We start from the raw sequence: 16433 nt of genomic DNA, 5'->3' as shown, positions 1-16433 counted from the left end.
TAGGGTTAGGATGGATGAGCCAAGCCGTTACTTGCTCAGCTTGCTGGCTAGTTCGGCGGTGGCCTGGCCCAGGCGCGGGCCGAAACCCGAGAGCAGCTGCCCGTCCATTTCGACCACGCGGCCGGTGCGGCCGGCGTTGGTTTGGGCCACGCCTGGCACTTGTAGCAGGCCTGCCTTACCGCCCAGGCTTTCCAGGCCGCTGTCGAAGAGCAGGAGCACGTCGGGGTTGGCAGCTACCAGGGCTTCGGCGGTCAGGGGTTTGAAGTCGGTGAAGCCGGTAGCCGCGTTTTGCCCGCCGGCCAGCCCGATAACCTTTTCCAGGGGCGTGTTCTGGCCCGCTACCATCATCGTACCGCTGCCCCGGGCGTAAATGAACAGCACCTTAGGCGCCTTGGCGGGCTTGCGGATTTTGACCAAATCGGCGTCCAGCTTTTGCAGCAGGGCCGGGGCTTTGGCCGAGGCATTAAACGTGGCGGCCACTTGCTGAATCAGTTTTTTGGTGCCCGCTACCGAGTATTCCTGGGTAAACAGCTGCACCGTAATGCCGGCCGACTTCAGCTGGCTCACCACTTCGGGCTTCAACGATTCGGTGGTACCCACCACGATGGTCGGGCTCAGGGCCAGCACGCCCTCGGCCGAGATGTTGCGGTTGTGGCCTACCTTGGGCAGCTTGGTCAGGGCCGCCGGAAACGTACTGGTTACGTCTACACCCACCAGCTGGCTTTGCAGGCCCAGGTCACAGATAATTTCGCTTACCGTGCCGCTGAGCGACACGATGCGCACCGGCGCAGCGGCCCGACTGGCTACGCTCAGCAGTAACAGGCCCAGCAGCAGGCCGGCTTTGAGGAAAGTGGAAAAACGAAGAAGCATACGTTTGACTGAAGAAATAGTGCCGGCAACGGACCGCCCGATGAAACCGCCTCACCGATAGCCACCCAACAGCCCGCGCCGGACTTAATGGGAATTATTGCAGGTTGCGGCTGCCGTCGGGCTGGTACACGTAGCGGAACGAGTAGTAGCCGCTGGGTTCGGTACCGGCAGGCGTAGCTGGGGCGTCCTTGTAGTAGTTGGTCACTTCCAGCTTGGCGTATTTGCCGGCAGCCGTCCGGATGACCAGCACCTTGCCGGCAATGGGCGACACCACGTGGGTGGTAGAATTGTAGTTGTACCAGCCCTTGCCCGAGCCCGTGGGAATAGCTTTGGCCGCGGCGGCATCCACGGCATAGCCGGTTTCTGGGGCCGTGGTCAGCTCCGCAAACAGTCCGTCTTTCACCTGGGCCCCACCCTGCCCAGGGCCGCTGCTGCCGCTGTTGGTCAGGATGGTCGTGCCCCGGAAAGCCAGGTCCCACTTGGTGCTGGTCGAGTCGGTGTAGGGCACTTCCTTGCCGTCGGCGAGACTGTAGAACGTGAAGTGCCGGGGTGTGCCGGGCTGGCCGGTGCTGGTTGGGACAGCCGACTGCGGAGCCAGGCTAGTCACGGTTTTGGCCTGCAGAGCGGGCTTCACGGCCGTTTCAGTCTGGTCGTCGTCTTGGTCGCAGGAAGTCAGGCTGAGCGTGGAAGCAGCGGCTACGGCCAGCAGGGCAGTGCGGAAAAACAGGTAATGCATAGAAGTAGAGAAAGGGTTGCGGAAAGTGAAGCAGAATCAGGGGCGCTTACCCAGCTCCAGTGCCAGGCTGGCGTAATACAGGCGGCCAGGCAAAGTGCTGATGTAGGTCGGGTTGGTGTAGTTCAACACGTTGTCGATGCCGGCCTGCAGGCTCAGGCGCTGCCGGAAGGTTTTGGCCGCCGCCACGTTTAGCAGCCAGTAGCCGGGCACGTACTCGGCGGCGGCGTCCAGGATGGTGTTGCCGTTCAGGTCGCCGAAGCCGTAGCGGCCCCGGTAGATGCCCCGCGCACTAGCCGACCAGCCCGCCCGGGTGTTTTCGTAAAAGGCCTTGACGTTGAGGGAGTGGCGGGAGCGGTTGTACAGGCCGCCGTAGTCCTCGGGCGTCACGCGCTGGGTTTCCTGGGTTTGTGGGTCTTTGCGGTACACCGTGCCGGCCGCCAGCTTATCGACCACGCTCTTATCTTTAGCAAACAGCAGTTGGTAGCCTCCGCTGAGCGTGAGCTGGGGCGTAAGGCGGTAGCGCCCGTCGGCTTCCAGGCCCTGGGTGTAGGCCCGCGTCACGTTGCGGTAGGAGTACACGGCCTGCCCATTGGTTTTCAAAGCCACCGTGGCGGTTTCAATCAAGTTGCGCAGGTCGTTGCGGAAAGCATTGAGGGTCAGCCGGGTTTTCTCGTTGGAGTCGAGCTGCAAGCCCAGGTTGTAGGCCACCGAGCTTTCGGCCGTCAGGCCGCTGGCCTGGGCCAGTACCGCCTCGTACACTACCGGCCGGCCGGTTTCGCCGTCAATAGCCAATTGGCCCTGCTCAGCCAGCTGGGCTACTTTAGCCCGCACCTGATTGGTGCCAAACACGCTGTAGCCTACCACGGGGTTGGAGAAATTCAGGTAGAGCTGGCGAAAATCGGGGGCCCGGTAGCCCCGGCCGGCCGAGCCCCGCACCGCCAGCCAGGGCCGCACCTGGTAGCGCCCCGACACCTTGGGGCTAAACTGCCCGGCGTACTGACTGTGTCCGTCGTAGCGCGCCCCGAGCACCAGGTTCAGGCGCTCCGTCAGCAGCCAGTCGTGCTGGGCGTACAGAAAGTGAGCCCGCAGCTGCTGGCGCTGCTCGTAGCGGGTGGCTTCCACCGTTTCGAGCAGGTAGCCCACTCCCGTAGTCAGGGTTTGGTTGGGCCGCAGCTGCCAATCAGCTTGCAGCTCGGGCCGGGTAAACGTCTGGTGGAAATACGATTCGTCGTAGAGCTGGCCGTCGGTGTGGTAGGTGTATTTTTCCCGGGTGCGGTAGCCGCTGTGGTAAAGCCGGACCGTCGTGAGGAGCTGATCAGTAAAGCGGTGCGTGAGTACCGGCGTCAGGTTGTAATCGTACTGCCGGGAAGTGGCCCGTACGGCCGCCGGGCCACCGGTTTCGCCACTCACGGTCAGGTCACTGGTCTGGCTTTCGGTGAAGTAGCGGCCGCCCAGGCTCACATTGGTGCGGGCACCGAGCTGGTACGTCAGGCGGCTCTGGGCGGTGTAGCTGGCAAAGGGTGGCACGGTGGGCCCATTGCTGGTGGCACCCAGCGTGTAGCCCTGCGAACTATAACGGTTCCCGAATACACTCAGGCCCAGCCGCTCGCCCTTGGTGCTGAAAGTGCCGCCCGCGTCCAGGGTGCCGTTGGTGCCGTAGCGCAGGCGCAGGTCGCCGCGAGTGCCGGGTTGGGGCTTGTCGGTAATAATGTTGACTACGCCGGCCAATGCCTCCGAGCCCCACAGGGCCGAAGCCGGGCCTTTCACCACTTCCACCCGCTGAATGTTGCCCACGGCCACCCGCGAGAGTTCAAGGGTGCCCGCCGTGCGCCCAATCAGCGGCTCGCCATCCACCAGTATCAGGGTGTATTCGGGGTTGAGGCCCTGCATCTGAATACCCTGACCGTGGTCATTGACGGTCGTCAGGCCGGTTTGCTCCCGCAGCACGTCGCCGAGCCGGAGCGCGCCCATGGCCCTGATTTGCTGCTGACTCACCACCGTCACCGGAATCGGCACGTCGGTCAGGGCGCGCTCGGTGCGCGTGGCCGTCACTACTACTTCCCGCAGACTCAGGTGGCGCATAGTACTGTCGGCCGCGCCGGGTACCAGCTGCTGAGCCCACACCCGGGCCGGGCAAGCCAGCAGAAAGCAGAAAGTAGCAGCGTAACGCATAAATGATGGAGCACACCAGGGGCAAGCAGCGGCCGGATTTTATGGGTTCTGGCCAGCGGCTTGGAGCATCTGAGAAGTTTTTTGTTTAGACATATTCTAAACAGCGCTCAAATGTATGGCGTTACGAATAGCCCGCAAGGCTTATTTAGAATAATTTTAAATAAAGTTGCTTTTGCTGGATTCCCTCCCCTACCTTCGCCTTACTGACCGCCCGCCACCGCCGGTTCGCAGTTTGCGAATCGCGAATTCTGACCTTCTAGCCCGTTTTTACGATGCGCAAGCACAACGGTATGCGGCCCCAGGATGTGGTAGTGCTCCTGCGGATTCTGACCTTCTCGACTACCACGTGGCAGGGTAAAGACCTGGCAACAGCCCTGCTCATCAGCCCGGCCGAAATTTCGGACGCGCTGCGTCGGTGCCAGTATGCCCGCCTGCTTCAGGCCGATGGTCGTACCGTGCAGCAGCAGGCCTTGCTATGGTTTTTGCTCCACGGCCTGCCCTACGCCTTTCCGGCCCACCCCCACGATTTCGTGCAGGGCCTGCCTACGGCCTGGAGCGCCCTACCCGAACTGAGCCGGCTGCGCAGCCCCGCCGAGCCGGCCTATGTGTGGCCCGACCCCGAAGGCACGGCCTGGGGCTTGTCGGTGAGCCCGCTCTACCCTACTACCCCGGCCGCTGCCCGCCTCGACGCCGCCTGGCACGAGCTGCTGGCCCTGGTCGATGTGCTGCGCCTGGGCACAGTTCCGCAGCGCGAAGCGGCCTACGAGCTGCTCAGCCAACGGCTATTAAGCCACTCCGTACAGTAAAGCAAGAGGCGGGCTACGGCTTGGCCAGCTCAGCTAATGGTCGCATTTTCAAACGCCGCGCGCAGGGCAGCCAGGGAGCGGCCGGCTTCCGGGGGAAGATTCAGCAGCCTGGCTACGGCTTCGAAAACCGGCCGGGGCGACGCGGATTCCTGCATAATGCCCCGGTCCAGGGGCTGTTGCTGCGACTTGGACAGCTTACTGCCATCAGGAGCGGGCAGCAGACTGTGATGCACCATTCGGGTTTGCAGGAAGCGGCTGGTTTCGGGGGTTTGGGCAGCCAGCCAGCGTTGGGCCGCTGTGCTGGGCAGCAAATCCAGGCCCCGCACGACGAGCGTCACGCCCAGCCGCACGTCGTCCACGATGGAGCCTACCTGGTACGCCGGCAGGCCGTCCTTTTTGCGCACCACGAAGTCGCCCAATTCCCGGGCCAGGTCCATAGCCACTGGCCCCAGCCACAAATCGGTAAAGGAAACAATGGCGGAAGCGCCCACATGGGCCCGCCACGCCGATTCCGGGGCCTCAAAATCTAAGTTTTGGGAGTGACAGGCACCGGAATAGATACCATCAGCCGACTGGCCCAGGATCTGGGTGCGGGAGCAGCGGCAGGCGTACAGCAGGTCCGGCTGCTGCCGCAGGGCCTGCAAGAAGTCCTCGTATTCGCCCAGGTGATGCAGCTGGGAGAAGTTACGCTCAAAATCCTCGGGGCTGCTGGGGCCGTGGTCGTAGTCGATGCCCAGCCACTCGATGGTGCGGAAGATATTTTCCACGTAGGCCGGCCGCAGCCGGGCGCGGTCCAAATCGTCGATGCGCAGGTGCAGCACGCCGTAGCCCCGGCGTACAATCAGCCAGGTTAAGAGAAAGTTGACGGCATTTCCCAGGTGCAGATACCCACTGGGGGTGGGCGCCAAACGTGACACCACAGGAGCTGAATACGGCATGAGCAAAAAGACAACGACCTAGTGGAAAGTGGCAGAAGCCAAGAATAGAACTTATTATATATTATTTACCATTCTTTATACCTGGCCTCTGCTGAATTAAACGCAGCAGTACCACGGGTGTTTAACGGCCTTACACTGCTGCCCATGAAATACCTGCTACTCCTGCTTCTGTTCGTAATGCTGCTTGCCCCACCACCGGCTACGGCTCAGCAGCTTTACTTTCCCCCTGCGACGGGCACTACCTGGGCCACGGTAGCGCCGTCAACGCTGGGCTGGTGCCCGGCGGCCCAGGATTCGCTGCTGGGTTTTCTGGGGCGTAAGAATACAAAGTCGTTTCTGATTCTCAAGGACGGTCGCCTGGCCCTGGAACAGTATTTCGGTACCTACACCCAGGATTCGGTGTGGTACTGGGCCTCGGCTGGCAAGTCGCTGACGGCGGTGCTGGTGGGCCTGGCCCAGCAGGAAGGCCTGCTGAGCATCGACGACACGACGTCGCGCTTTCTGGGCCGGGGTTGGACCTCGGCTCCCGCTGCCAAGGAACGGCTGATACAGCTGCGCCACCAGCTCACTATGACCGCCGGCCTCGACGACACCCCGCCCGCACCCTGCGACACTGAAAGCTCCGCGGCCGCCTGCCTGCGCTACCGCGCCGACGCGGGCACCCGCTGGGCCTACCATACCGGCGCTTACCGTTTGCTGCAGGACGAAATTGCGAGGGCCAGCAACCTAACCATCAACCAATACACCACCCAACGCCTGGGCAGCCGCATCGGTATGGCAGGCTTGTGGCGCAACTACGTGTTCTACAGCCGGGCCCGCGACATGGCTCGTTTTGGCCTGCTCATCCTGGCCCGCGGCTCCTGGAACGGCACGGCCGTGCTGCGCGACACGGCCTACTTCCGCCGCATGACGTGCCCTTCCCAGCCGTTCAACCGCTCCTACGGCTATTTGTGGTGGCTCAACGGGCAACCCTCCTACATGCTGCCCCAGAGCCAGCTGACCTTCAGCGGCCCGCTCGTGCCCACGGCCCCGCCCGACATGATTGCAGCCCTGGGCAAAAACGACCAGAAAATCTACGTGGTGCCTAGCCTGGGACTGGTAGTCGTGCGCCAGGGCCACTCGGCGGAGGCGCCCAAACTGGCCGTGTCCTCGTTTGATACCGAGCTTTGGCGCTACATTATGCAGCTGTATTGCCGGCCGCTGGCAACGACACCACCCCAACCAGCCGCCCGTTTGCAGCTGTACCCCAACCCGACCAGCCAATACCTGGAGCTACGGCCCAGCGCGGCCGTAGCTGCGGGCCAGCAGGTGCGGTACCTGGATGGGCAGGGGCGCGAAATCGGGCGGCAACCGCTACGGCCGGAGGGTCTTACGGTGGCGGTAGCGGCGTGGCCGGCCGGGCTGTATCTGGTGCAGGTCCTGGACGCCCAAGGAGTAGTGCTGAGCTCCCAGCGCGTAGTCAGGCAGTAGGCAGCATCAGGCCTTACGTGCGGCGGCCGGCGTTTTGCGGGCAGTGCTGATTTTGCTTTGAGTGATGACTGCCTGGTTTTGAATTCCCCAGGCCTGAATAGCCTGAATAATCGGCTCCAGCGACTGTCCACACTCGGTGAGGCTGTATTCCACGGTTGGCGGCACGGTAGCGTAGGCCCGCCGATGCACGATGCCATGGGCTTCGAGCAGCTTGAGCTCCTTGATAAGCATGCGGGCCGTAATGCCTTCCACGTCCCGCTCCAGGGCTTTAAAACGCATGGTACCGTGGAGCAGCAAGCTGTGAATGATGGCAAACTTCCACTTGCCTTCCAGCACGTCGAGGGTTTGCCGGAACGGACAATTCAAAATTATTTTCTCCTGACTAAGTGCCATAACTGGTTGTTTTTCTGCATTAGTTACAGATTGTATATTGATATACAACCGTGTAACTACTAGCAAAAGTATAGTGAAAGAGTGAACTTTCGGCCCTGATATATGTATGTACATAAGTCAGCCACTGGCTAATATTCTAAACTCCGACTTCACTTCCCCTTTTGATCATGCAAACTGTTCTGCACACCGCCGAATCCCGCGGCCACGCTAGCCACGGCTGGCTCAACTCCTACCATACCTTCAGCTTCGCCGGCTACTCCAACCCTAGCCGGGTACATTTCGGGGTGTTACGCGTGCTCAACGACGACACCGTAGCCGGCGGCATGGGTTTCGGCACCCACCCCCACGACAACATGGAAATCATCAGCATTCCGCTGTCGGGCGACCTGGAGCACAAGGACAACATGGGCAACCACGGCATCATCCGGCGCGGCGACGTGCAGGTGATGAGCGCCGGTACGGGCGTGGCCCACAGCGAGAAAAACCACAATAAGGACCAGGAAGTAAAGTTTCTGCAAATCTGGGTGTTCCCCAACAAGCGCGGCGTGCAGCCCCGCTACGCCCAGCAGAGCTTCCGGGCCGAAGACCGCCACAACCAGTTTCAGCAGGTGATTTCGCCCTCGGCCGACGACGCCGGCGTCTGGATTCACCAGGATGCCTGGTTTAGCCTCGGCGACTTTGACCCTGGTTTCAGCACTGAATATCAAGTTAAGAAAGCCGGCAACGGGGTTTACGCCTTCGTCCTGGAAGGCGACGTGACTATCAACGGGCAGAAGCTGCACCGCCGCGACGGGTTCGGTATCTGGGACACCGACACGCTCAGCATTGAGGCCGACAGCCAGGCCCAGCTCCTGCTCATGGATGTGCCCATGTCGCTATAACTAGTTAGTAGTTGTTGGCTGTTCGTTGTTAGTTTGTTGCCCGGCCGTTTTCACCGGCGGGCGGCTTTACCAGAAACCCGGTCCGCTTCAGCTCACATGAGCTGATGTCAACACCAAACAACGAACAGCCACAACCTGACAACTGATAACAAGCAACGAATAACTAGAAATGAAAACTGCCCCCACCACCTATCCCGTGCACGAGCTAATTAAGAACCGCTGGAGCCCCCGCTCCTTCTCGGCCCAGCCCGTAGCGCCCGAAACTGTCGGCCAGCTGTTTGAAGCTGCTTCCTGGGCCGCCAGCGCCATGAACGAACAGCCCTGGCGCTACATCTACGCCCACCGCGCCGACACGGAGGCCTTCCAGAAAATGGTCGACCTGCTGATGCCCGGCAACCAGCCCTGGGCCAAAAACGCCGCCGTGCTCATCCTTTCCCTGGCCAAAACCCACTACGACAACGGCACGCCCAACGGCGCCGCTCTTCACGACCTGGGCCTGGCCAACGGCAACCTGATTCTGGAAGCTACAGCCCTGGGGTTGCACGGCCACTTCATGGGCGGCTTCGAGCGGGAGAAGGCTAAAGAAGTGTTTCAGCTACCCGAAAACCTGCAGCCCGCCGTCATGATTGCGCTGGGCTACCAGGGCGAGGCTGAGCTATTGGAAGAGCCTTTCCTGAGCCGGGAAAAAGCCCCGCGCCAGCGTAAGAGCGTCGCCGAAATTTCCTTTGAAGCCCACCTGCCCCAATAGTTTTTAGTTGTTAGTTGTTCGTTGTCCGTTGGCAGAGTTCAACTGGCAATCAGGATAAGACTAACAACTGACAACTGATAACGAACAACTAACATGAATCACCGCATCATCCGGGCCGCCGAGCGGGGCCTCAAGGACATTGGCTGGCTGCAAAGCAACTTCTCGCTAAGCTTCAGCTCTTACTACAACCCTGAGCGAACGGGCTTCGGCCTGCTGCGGGTGTTCAACGACGACTTCGTCAAGCCCGGCAACGGCTTTGGGCTGCACGCCCACGCCAATATGGAAATCATTTCGGTGATGCTGGCCGGGCGCATGAACCACATCGACTCGATGGGCTACCGCGAGGAAGTCGCCACCGACTCGGTCCAGATCATGAGTGCCGGCAGCGGCCTGCGCCACGAGGAGCACAACATCGGCGACGACGAGGTGAACTTCCTGCAAATCTGGATTGAGCCTAAGCTGCAAAACGTGACGCCGCGCTACCAGAAACGCAGCTTTCCGGCCGAAAAGCGCAAAAACCAACTCACCACCATCGTCAGCAACGAGGAAGGCACGGCCCACGTCTGGATCAACCAGAACGCCAAGCTCTCGTTGGGCTACTTCGACGCCGGCCAGATGGTAGACTACGCCCTGAAGCCCCTAAACAAGTGCGTATTCGTGTTCCTGATGGAAGGCGAAATCACGGTAAACGGCCAGCTGCTGAACAAGCGCGACAGTATTGGACTCTGGGACACGGATATCGTTAGCATTGCCTGCGCTCAGGAAAGCAAGTTTATCGTCATCGAAACACCCATCAACCACTAGCTATGCCCACGCTAACCGGCCGTAGCGGCCCTGAGCCCTACCTTACGCGTATCACCTCCGACAGCGGCCACGAGCTCCTAGCCGACGAGCCGCTCGACAAGGGCGGGCAAAACCAGGGGCTAACGCCCGGCGAGTTGCTGGCCGCTTCGCTTAGCGCCTGCGTCTGCATCACGGTGCGCATGTACGCCGAGCGCAAGCAGTGGCCCTTGGCGAACGTGGAGGCCCAGGTGACGTTTGAGCGCAACGAGCAGCACGTCGTAACCCAACTTAGCTGCTCGCTCCAGCTCGCCGGTGAGCTTACCGATGAGCAGCGCCAACGCCTGCTGAAAGTGGCCGGCCTGTGCCCGATTCATAAGACGCTAATGGGCGCAGTTCCTATTACTACCCAGTTGGCCTAACTGCTATACCAAGCTAAACAGTCAGCTTCCGAACCCGCTCTCATCACCTGATGGGAGCGGGTTTTTTAGTTGTTGAAGGAAGTATGCTCTCCCACGAAAGGTGGGCTTGGGATGGTAAAAAAAGCAGGCTCCTGATCTTTTTTTTGAATGCCACCAGAGGATTGCAAGCAAGCTCAACCGTAGTTACCTACCCCGTACCGGTAAGGGACTCTAACAGTACTGCTTACCATTCCATTGCATAAATCTAATATTCGCCTCATCAGCCCAGTGAATACATTTTAAATGCAAGATGTTTATAATCAAAATATTAGCCCCATTAAACCTAGCTTGCCGGCCTTCCTACACAAGACATAAGCCCTTCACTAATAAGACAAAAGCTTAGGCTAGGCTTCAAACCTCAACACTAGGCTAGACAAACCGAATTCATACGGCGTAATTTCTGATAGGATACAACTTAGAACGGATAGCAACAGCAGCAACAACCTTATCTGGCGGCGTCAGGTATATAGCGACACCACCATAAAGGGTAACCACACTTTCTTCCACATCTGTTCTATTATATGAGACTACATCTTACCACCCCGAAAGCCTTGGTGCTGGGGTTAACGCTGCTGGCCTTGGCGCCGCGCGATGGACACAGCCAAAACTCCGAGAAGAAAATCGGCCTAAGCCTTTACGGCTCCACCTTGCAGTACCACGGCGACCATGGCTCCGAGTGGTTCAAGAATGACAAGATTGAGTTCGGTGCCGGTCTGAAGCTGAGCCGCTACCTCACGCCCGGCCTCGACCTGGGCCTGGACCTGAGCTACGGCGACATGGCCTTCTCGGCTGATCCGCCTAAGAATACCATTCAGCCCTTCAGCGGCTTCCGCGCCAACGTCGTGAACATCGGCATTCCCGTGACGCTGAAGCTCAACAACGGCTGGGCTTTTAAGGAAGATGCCTTCTTCGCACCTTACCTGAGCCTGGCTCCCGGTATTTTCTTCGCCAGCACCGACCGGTTTAAGGTAACCGGTGGTACGCCCGACAACCGCGACCTGTACGCCTTCGATATTCACGGGGCCGCTGGTATCCGCCTGAATTTCTCTTCCAGCGTGTCGGCTTTCGTACAAACCGGCCAGCACTATATCCTGACCGACCAGGTTGACGGTATCACGCTGAAAGGCAACATCAACGACCGTTATCTGCAGCACACTGCCGGCCTGACCTTCAACTTCGGCAAAACCATCGACACCGACGGTGATGGTGTAAGCGACAAAAAGGACAAGTGCCCCGGCACGCCCACCGGCGTGGCCGTGGACGCCAACGGCTGCCCACTTGACGGCGACGGCGACGGTGTTCCGGATTACCAGGATAAGTGCCCCACCGAGAAAGGTCTGGCCGCTCTGGAAGGCTGCCCCGACCGTGACGGTGATGGTGTGCGCGACAGCGACGACGCCTGCCCCGATACCCCCGGCAAAGCCGAACTCCGCGGCTGCCCTGACGCTGACAATGACGGCGTAATCGACTCGGCCGATAAGTGCCCCAACACGCCGGCTGGTGTGAAAGTAGATGCTGCCGGTTGCCCAATTGATACCGACGGTGACGGTGTTCCGGATTATCAGGACCGCTGCCCACAACGTCCCGGCCCGGCCTCGAACAAAGGCTGCCCAGAAATGAAGGTTGAGGAGAAGAAAAAGCTCCAGGAAGCCACCAAGTACATCCAGTTCGAATTCGACAAGGCTACCCTGAAGCCGATTTCGTTCCCGACCCTGAATGGCCTGGTTGACATCCTGAATGCTTACCCCGACTACTCACTGGGTATTTCGGCCCACGCCGATAACAAAGGCGACGATGCCTACAACCTGCGTCTGTCGGATGCCCGCGCCGCCTCGGCCCGCACCTACATGCTCAGCAAGGGTATCCCTGCCGACCGGATTGTGTCGCACGGCTACGGCGAGACCAAGCCGATTGCCGACAACGCCACCGAAGCTGGCCGCGCCATTAACCGCCGCGTAGAGTTCGACGTGTACCTGCCAGGTGACCCGAACCCTGCCGAGACGAAGTATGGTCCTGCCCCCGAGATTCCCGCCGCGCCAGTGAAAGCTGCGCCCGTGAAGAAAGCTCCGGTGAAAAAGGCTCCGGTACGGAAAGCCGCCCCGGCTCGTCGTAAGTAACCTCCGGTATCTGCCTCGCGCAGACTGAATATCCCAAAGTGGCCAGCTCCCGTAGCTGGCCACTTTTTTTATGCCCGCTTACCGGCTGCCGCCACCACCAAGGAATTGCACTTTTAGCCGCCCCCCTCTCTTAGCAACTAATTCATCGATTGGTAAAATCCACTTCTAAATAATATGTAATTTTGTAGCATCGGTAAAAATTGACCTGGTTAGCTGTCTGTCTTATCGTATCTTACATAGCTTTTTTCATTTCTCCTCTGGAAACTCCTTCTAGTTCTCTATGAAAATATTGTACTTTTTTAGTGCCGTCATGTTTTGTAGTCTGACTAGCTCGGCCCAGGACGTGATGTACCAGACTCCGCCTAAGTCTATTGTGGCCCTGGCGGAGGCCCCAAGCACGCCCCGGGTAAGCGTGTCATCGAATGGGCAATGGATGCTGTTGCTGGATAATCAGGACATGCCCACCATTGCCGAGTTGTCGCAGCCGGAGTTGCGTATTGGCGGGCTGCGGATCAATCCCAAAACCAACGGGCCGAGCCGGGTAATCTACACGACCAAGCTCCGGCTCAAGCACCTGCCCGACGGCAAGGAACTGCTGGTGCAGGGCTTGCCGGCCAAGGCGCGCATCAGTGAGGTGACCTGGTCGCCGGACAATACCAAGGTAGCTTTCACCCATACCTCCGACCGGCACGTGGAGCTCTGGCTGCTAGACGTGGCCTCGGCTTCGGCCCGCCTGATGCCCAACCTGTTTTTGAACAGCGTATTTGGCAAGTCCTACGAGTGGGTATCGGACAGCCAGACGCTGTTGGCCCGCGCCATTGTGGGTGGTCGGGGCGACACGCCCATTCTCAACCCGGTGCCTATGGGCCCTACGGTGCAGGAAAACATTGGCCGCAAAGCCCCCGCCCGCACCTACCAGGACTTGCTGAAAAACCCCACCGACGAGAAGCTGTTCGAGTTCTATGCCACGGCTCAGGTAGTGAAAGTAACTGTGACGGGGCGTATGCAGCCGCTGGGCCAGCCCGGCATTGTGCAGCAGGCCTCGCCCTCGCCCAACGGCCGCTACGCCCTGGTCAAGTACCGGCACCGGCCATATTCCTACACTCTGCCCTACACCGATTTTCCGTTGCAGGTTGATATTCTGAGCATGGAAGGCCTGGTGGTGAAAACCATGGCCGACCTGCCCCTGGCCGACAACGTGCCCAGCAGCTTCGACGCGGTGCCCACTGGGCAGCGTGGCCACAACTGGCGCGCCGACGTGCCCTCGACCGTGTACTGGGTAGAAGCCCAGGACGGCGGCGACCCAAAAGCCACGGCCTCGGTGCGCGACAAAATCTTTACCCTGGCAGCGCCGTTCGAAACCGAGCCTCAGGAGCTGGCGGCTCTCCCCCTGCGTTTTCGCGACGTAATCTGGGGCAACGCCAACGTGGCGTTGGTGGAAGGCTACCGCTGGGCCGACCGTAAAGAAATGACCTGGGCCCTAAACCCCACTACCAAGGCAGCGCCGGTAGTGCTGTTTGATCGGTCGTCGCAGGATACGTACACGGCCCCGGGCACACCCTACACGGTGCATAATCTGACCGGTAACGAGGTGCTAGCCACCGATACGAAAGGCGAAACCCTGTATTTCGTGGGCACCGGTGCCTCGCCGGAAGGCGACCGGCCTTTCGTGGATGAGCTGGACGTAGCCACCAAAAAAGCAACCCGGTGGTGGCGCTCCGAAGCACCATTCTACGAGGTGCCAGTTGCCATTCTGGATTTGAATAAGCGCCTGCTGATTACGCGCCGCGAGTCGCAGCAGGACGCCCCCAACTACTACCTGCGGGAAGCAAAAAGCGCTAAGCTGACGCCACTGACCAAGTTTGACAATCCTTACGCGGCCGTGGGCAACCTGACCAAGCAGGTGCTCAAGTACAAGCGCGCCGACGGCGTAGATCTGACGGCCAACCTGTATTTGCCCTACGGCTACAAAAAAGAGAGCGGCCCCCTGCCCACCCTGATGGAGGCCTACCCCGTCGAATTTAAGAACAAGGCCAACGCTGGGCAGGTGAAAGGCTCTCCCTACGCCTTTACCCGCCTGAGCTGGGGTTCGCCTATTTACTGGGTAACGCAGGGCTACGCCGTATTGCAGGGCACTAGTATTCCAATTGTGGGCGAAGGCTCGAAGGAACCCAACGATACCTATGTAGAGCAGCTGACGGCCAGTGCCAAAGCGGCCATCGACGAAGGAGCCCGCCTGGGTGTTGTGGACCGGAACCGGGTGGCAGTGATGGGCCACTCCTACGGAGCATTTATGACGGCCAACCTACTGGCGCACACCGACCTGTTTAAGGCCGGCATTGCCCGTAGCGGCGCCTACAACCGGACGCTGACGCCCTTTGGCTTCCAGGCCGAGGAACGCACCTACTGGGAAGCCCCGGAGGTGTACAACAGCATGTCGCCCTTCACCCACGCCGACAAGATCAAGACGCCCCTGCTGCTGATTCACGGCGAGGCGGATAACAACTCGGGCACGTTTCCGCTGCAGAGTGAGCGGTTTTATAATGCTCTGAAAGGCCATGGGGCCACGGTGCGCTACGTAGTGCTACCCTTCGAAGCCCACGGCTACGCGGCCCGGGAATCTATTATGCACACGCTTTGGGAGATGAACAGCTGGCTGGATAAGTACGTGAAGCAGCCGGCCGCCCCAGCAGCGGCACCGGCTACCCCCGACCAAAGCGCGGTTGGCGCCAAAACTGAAGGCAACTAACCAGCCGATTCTCTTACGCACAAAGCCCCGATCTGCACAGATCGGGGCTTTTTTCATGTGGCTTGTTACCGCTCTATAAGGCTGCGGCAGTAGTCGCGCATATACTGGCCGTTGCGAATGGCGGAGGCGTCGATGTCGTTGTTGAAGTACACAAAGGCCTGCTGTACTCCCGGCTCCCGCTGAATCTGGTCGGCTATCTGGTGCAGCTCGGCCTCGGTATAGGGCGACTTGTACAACTCCGGAATACCGTGCAGGCGGTAGTACAGAACGGGCGTATTGGCCACCACGTCGGTGGGCAGGGCCGGGTGGCTCTGGCCCACAAAGGAAATATTGTGGCGACTCAGTTCCTGAAATACCTGCCCGTCCCACCAGCTGGGGTGCCGAAACTCCACCACGTTGGTAAAAGCCGGGTCGAGGCTTTCGACGAGGCGGAGCAGACGCTCTTGGGAGTACACCGTGCGGGGCGGCAATTGAAACAGCACTGGCCCCAGCTTCTCACGCAGTCCTTCCTGCATGGTGCCATAGAAATCGGCCAGCAGCTGGGCACAGTCGTGAAACTGCTTGTAGTGGGTAATGAGCCGCGGTGCCTTGACGGAAAAAACAAACTCGGGCGGGCTGATCTGGTACCAGTTCTCGACGAAGGACAGCTGGGGAAACCGGTAGAAGGTCACGTTCAGCTCCAGGGTGTTGAAATGCTGGCTGTAAAATTCGAACCAACGGCGCTGGGGTAGCTTTTCGGGGTAAAAGGCCCCGCGCCAATGGCGGTAATGAAAGCCTGAGCAACCAATAAACCAGGTATTCATGGGCAGAGTATGTCAGTGGAAGTAGGCGCCCTATACGTATTTCACTTTCCCAGCAGCCATGCACAACCCTGGATTGACCAGCTACGTTTTAAAGGCGTAATTCTATTTAATCAACTTTAAATTCAAACGTCATGAAAACGTTCAAGATATATCTGACCATGGTACTGGCCTTCTTCATGCTCAGCACCAGCTTCACCGAAGCCCAGGCTCAAAATGAACCGAAGAAGGGCTGGAGTAAAAAAGCCAAAGGCGCAGCTATTGGTGGCGGGGCCGGGGTGGTCGGTGGCGCCGTAGTCGGTGGTACCAAGGGTGCCCTAATTGGCGGGGTAGCCGGGGCCGCGGCCGGGGGACTGATTGGCCGTAAAAAGGACAAGAAAAAAGACCCGGTGCGCCACGCCGAATACACGCGTAAAGACTAGTTTGGACTAGCCCGGCGACACCAGCCAGAACGAGAGCCCGCAGCATCTGCTGCGGGCTCTTTTTTTGCTCTTACAGTTCAGCTACATCCT

General features: G+C 59.7%; 15 protein-coding genes. 9 read left to right on the top strand and 6 right to left on the bottom strand.

Features of this window, described 5'->3' with window-relative positions; translation table 11 throughout:
* Nucleotides 1-27 precede the first annotated feature (27 nt).
* The 3 genes from MUN80_RS08605 to MUN80_RS08595 all read right to left on the bottom strand — a co-directional run bounded on the left by MUN80_RS08605 (nucleotide 28) and on the right by MUN80_RS08595 (nucleotide 3778).
* A complete protein-coding gene (locus tag MUN80_RS08605; RefSeq protein WP_244722334.1) occupies nucleotides 28-870 on the bottom strand; it encodes a heme/hemin ABC transporter substrate-binding protein in 843 nt (280 codons plus the stop codon).
* A gap of 94 nt (nucleotides 871-964) precedes the next feature.
* Nucleotides 965-1606: an HmuY family protein gene (locus MUN80_RS08600; protein WP_244722332.1), complete on the bottom strand. Its 642-nt coding sequence runs from the start codon at nucleotides 1604-1606 to the stop codon at nucleotides 965-967.
* Nucleotides 1607-1642: 36 nt separating this feature from the next.
* Nucleotides 1643-3778: a TonB-dependent receptor plug domain-containing protein gene (locus MUN80_RS08595; protein ID WP_244722330.1), complete on the bottom strand. Its 2136-nt coding sequence runs from the start codon at nucleotides 3776-3778 to the stop codon at nucleotides 1643-1645.
* Between the two features lie 272 nt (nucleotides 3779-4050).
* On the opposite strand from MUN80_RS08595, the gene MUN80_RS08590 reads away from it, so the two are divergent.
* Complete coding sequence (locus MUN80_RS08590; RefSeq protein ID WP_244722328.1) at nucleotides 4051-4584, top strand: hypothetical protein; 534 nt, start codon at nucleotides 4051-4053, stop codon at nucleotides 4582-4584.
* 29 nt (nucleotides 4585-4613) lie between these two features.
* On the opposite strand, the gene MUN80_RS08585 is transcribed toward MUN80_RS08590, so the two are convergent.
* Nucleotides 4614-5522 (bottom strand): glutamate--tRNA ligase family protein, encoded by a 909-nt coding sequence (locus MUN80_RS08585; RefSeq protein WP_244722326.1) that lies wholly within the window; start codon nucleotides 5520-5522, stop codon nucleotides 4614-4616.
* A 144-nt stretch (nucleotides 5523-5666) separates the two neighbouring features.
* Between MUN80_RS08585 and MUN80_RS08580 the strand changes: the two genes are divergently transcribed.
* Complete coding sequence (locus tag MUN80_RS08580; protein WP_244722310.1) at nucleotides 5667-6992, top strand: serine hydrolase; 1326 nt, start codon at nucleotides 5667-5669, stop codon at nucleotides 6990-6992.
* 6 nt (nucleotides 6993-6998) lie between these two features.
* Here MUN80_RS08580 and MUN80_RS08575 read toward each other — a convergent pair whose 3' ends face one another.
* Nucleotides 6999-7385, bottom strand: a complete 387-nt coding sequence (locus MUN80_RS08575) for a winged helix-turn-helix transcriptional regulator (protein WP_244722308.1) — start codon at nucleotides 7383-7385, stop codon at nucleotides 6999-7001.
* Nucleotides 7386-7552: 167 nt separating this feature from the next.
* Here MUN80_RS08575 and MUN80_RS08570 point away from each other — a divergent pair, with 167 nt between their 5' ends.
* The 6 genes from MUN80_RS08570 to MUN80_RS08535 all read left to right on the top strand — a co-directional run bounded on the left by MUN80_RS08570 (nucleotide 7553) and on the right by MUN80_RS08535 (nucleotide 15121).
* The gene (locus MUN80_RS08570; protein WP_244722307.1) at nucleotides 7553-8266 is read left to right on the top strand and encodes a pirin family protein; all 714 of its coding nucleotides are present in this window, start codon (nucleotides 7553-7555) and stop codon (nucleotides 8264-8266) included.
* A gap of 169 nt (nucleotides 8267-8435) precedes the next feature.
* Nucleotides 8436-9014: a nitroreductase family protein gene (locus MUN80_RS08565; RefSeq protein ID WP_244722304.1), complete on the top strand. Its 579-nt coding sequence runs from the start codon at nucleotides 8436-8438 to the stop codon at nucleotides 9012-9014.
* Nucleotides 9015-9107: 93 nt separating this feature from the next.
* Entirely contained in the window at nucleotides 9108-9818 is a 711-nt protein-coding gene (locus MUN80_RS08560) for a pirin family protein (protein ID WP_244722303.1), read from the top strand.
* Between the two features lie 2 nt (nucleotides 9819-9820).
* Nucleotides 9821-10216, top strand: a complete 396-nt coding sequence (locus MUN80_RS08555; RefSeq protein ID WP_244722301.1) for an OsmC family protein — start codon at nucleotides 9821-9823, stop codon at nucleotides 10214-10216.
* A gap of 560 nt (nucleotides 10217-10776) precedes the next feature.
* Nucleotides 10777-12372 (top strand): OmpA family protein, encoded by a 1596-nt coding sequence (locus MUN80_RS26090; protein WP_311136278.1) that lies wholly within the window; start codon nucleotides 10777-10779, stop codon nucleotides 12370-12372.
* A gap of 280 nt (nucleotides 12373-12652) precedes the next feature.
* Nucleotides 12653-15121 (top strand): alpha/beta hydrolase family protein, encoded by a 2469-nt coding sequence (locus MUN80_RS08535; RefSeq protein ID WP_244722299.1) that lies wholly within the window; start codon nucleotides 12653-12655, stop codon nucleotides 15119-15121.
* Nucleotides 15122-15186: 65 nt separating this feature from the next.
* On the opposite strand, the gene MUN80_RS08530 is transcribed toward MUN80_RS08535, so the two are convergent.
* Nucleotides 15187-15924 carry a DUF72 domain-containing protein gene (locus MUN80_RS08530; RefSeq protein WP_244722292.1) on the bottom strand — a complete coding sequence of 246 codons (738 nt, stop codon included), beginning with the start codon at nucleotides 15922-15924 and terminating at the stop codon, nucleotides 15187-15189.
* A 131-nt stretch (nucleotides 15925-16055) separates the two neighbouring features.
* Between MUN80_RS08530 and MUN80_RS08525 the strand changes: the two genes are divergently transcribed.
* Nucleotides 16056-16343: a YMGG-like glycine zipper-containing protein gene (locus MUN80_RS08525; RefSeq protein WP_244722290.1), complete on the top strand. Its 288-nt coding sequence runs from the start codon at nucleotides 16056-16058 to the stop codon at nucleotides 16341-16343.
* The last annotated feature ends 90 nt before the right edge of the window (nucleotides 16344-16433 follow it).

The sequence above is a fragment of the Hymenobacter cellulosivorans genome (assembly GCF_022919135.1).
GTDB classification, from domain to species: Bacteria; Bacteroidota; Bacteroidia; order Cytophagales; family Hymenobacteraceae; genus Hymenobacter; species Hymenobacter cellulosivorans.
This window is presented reverse-complemented; position numbering and strand designations above follow the sequence as displayed.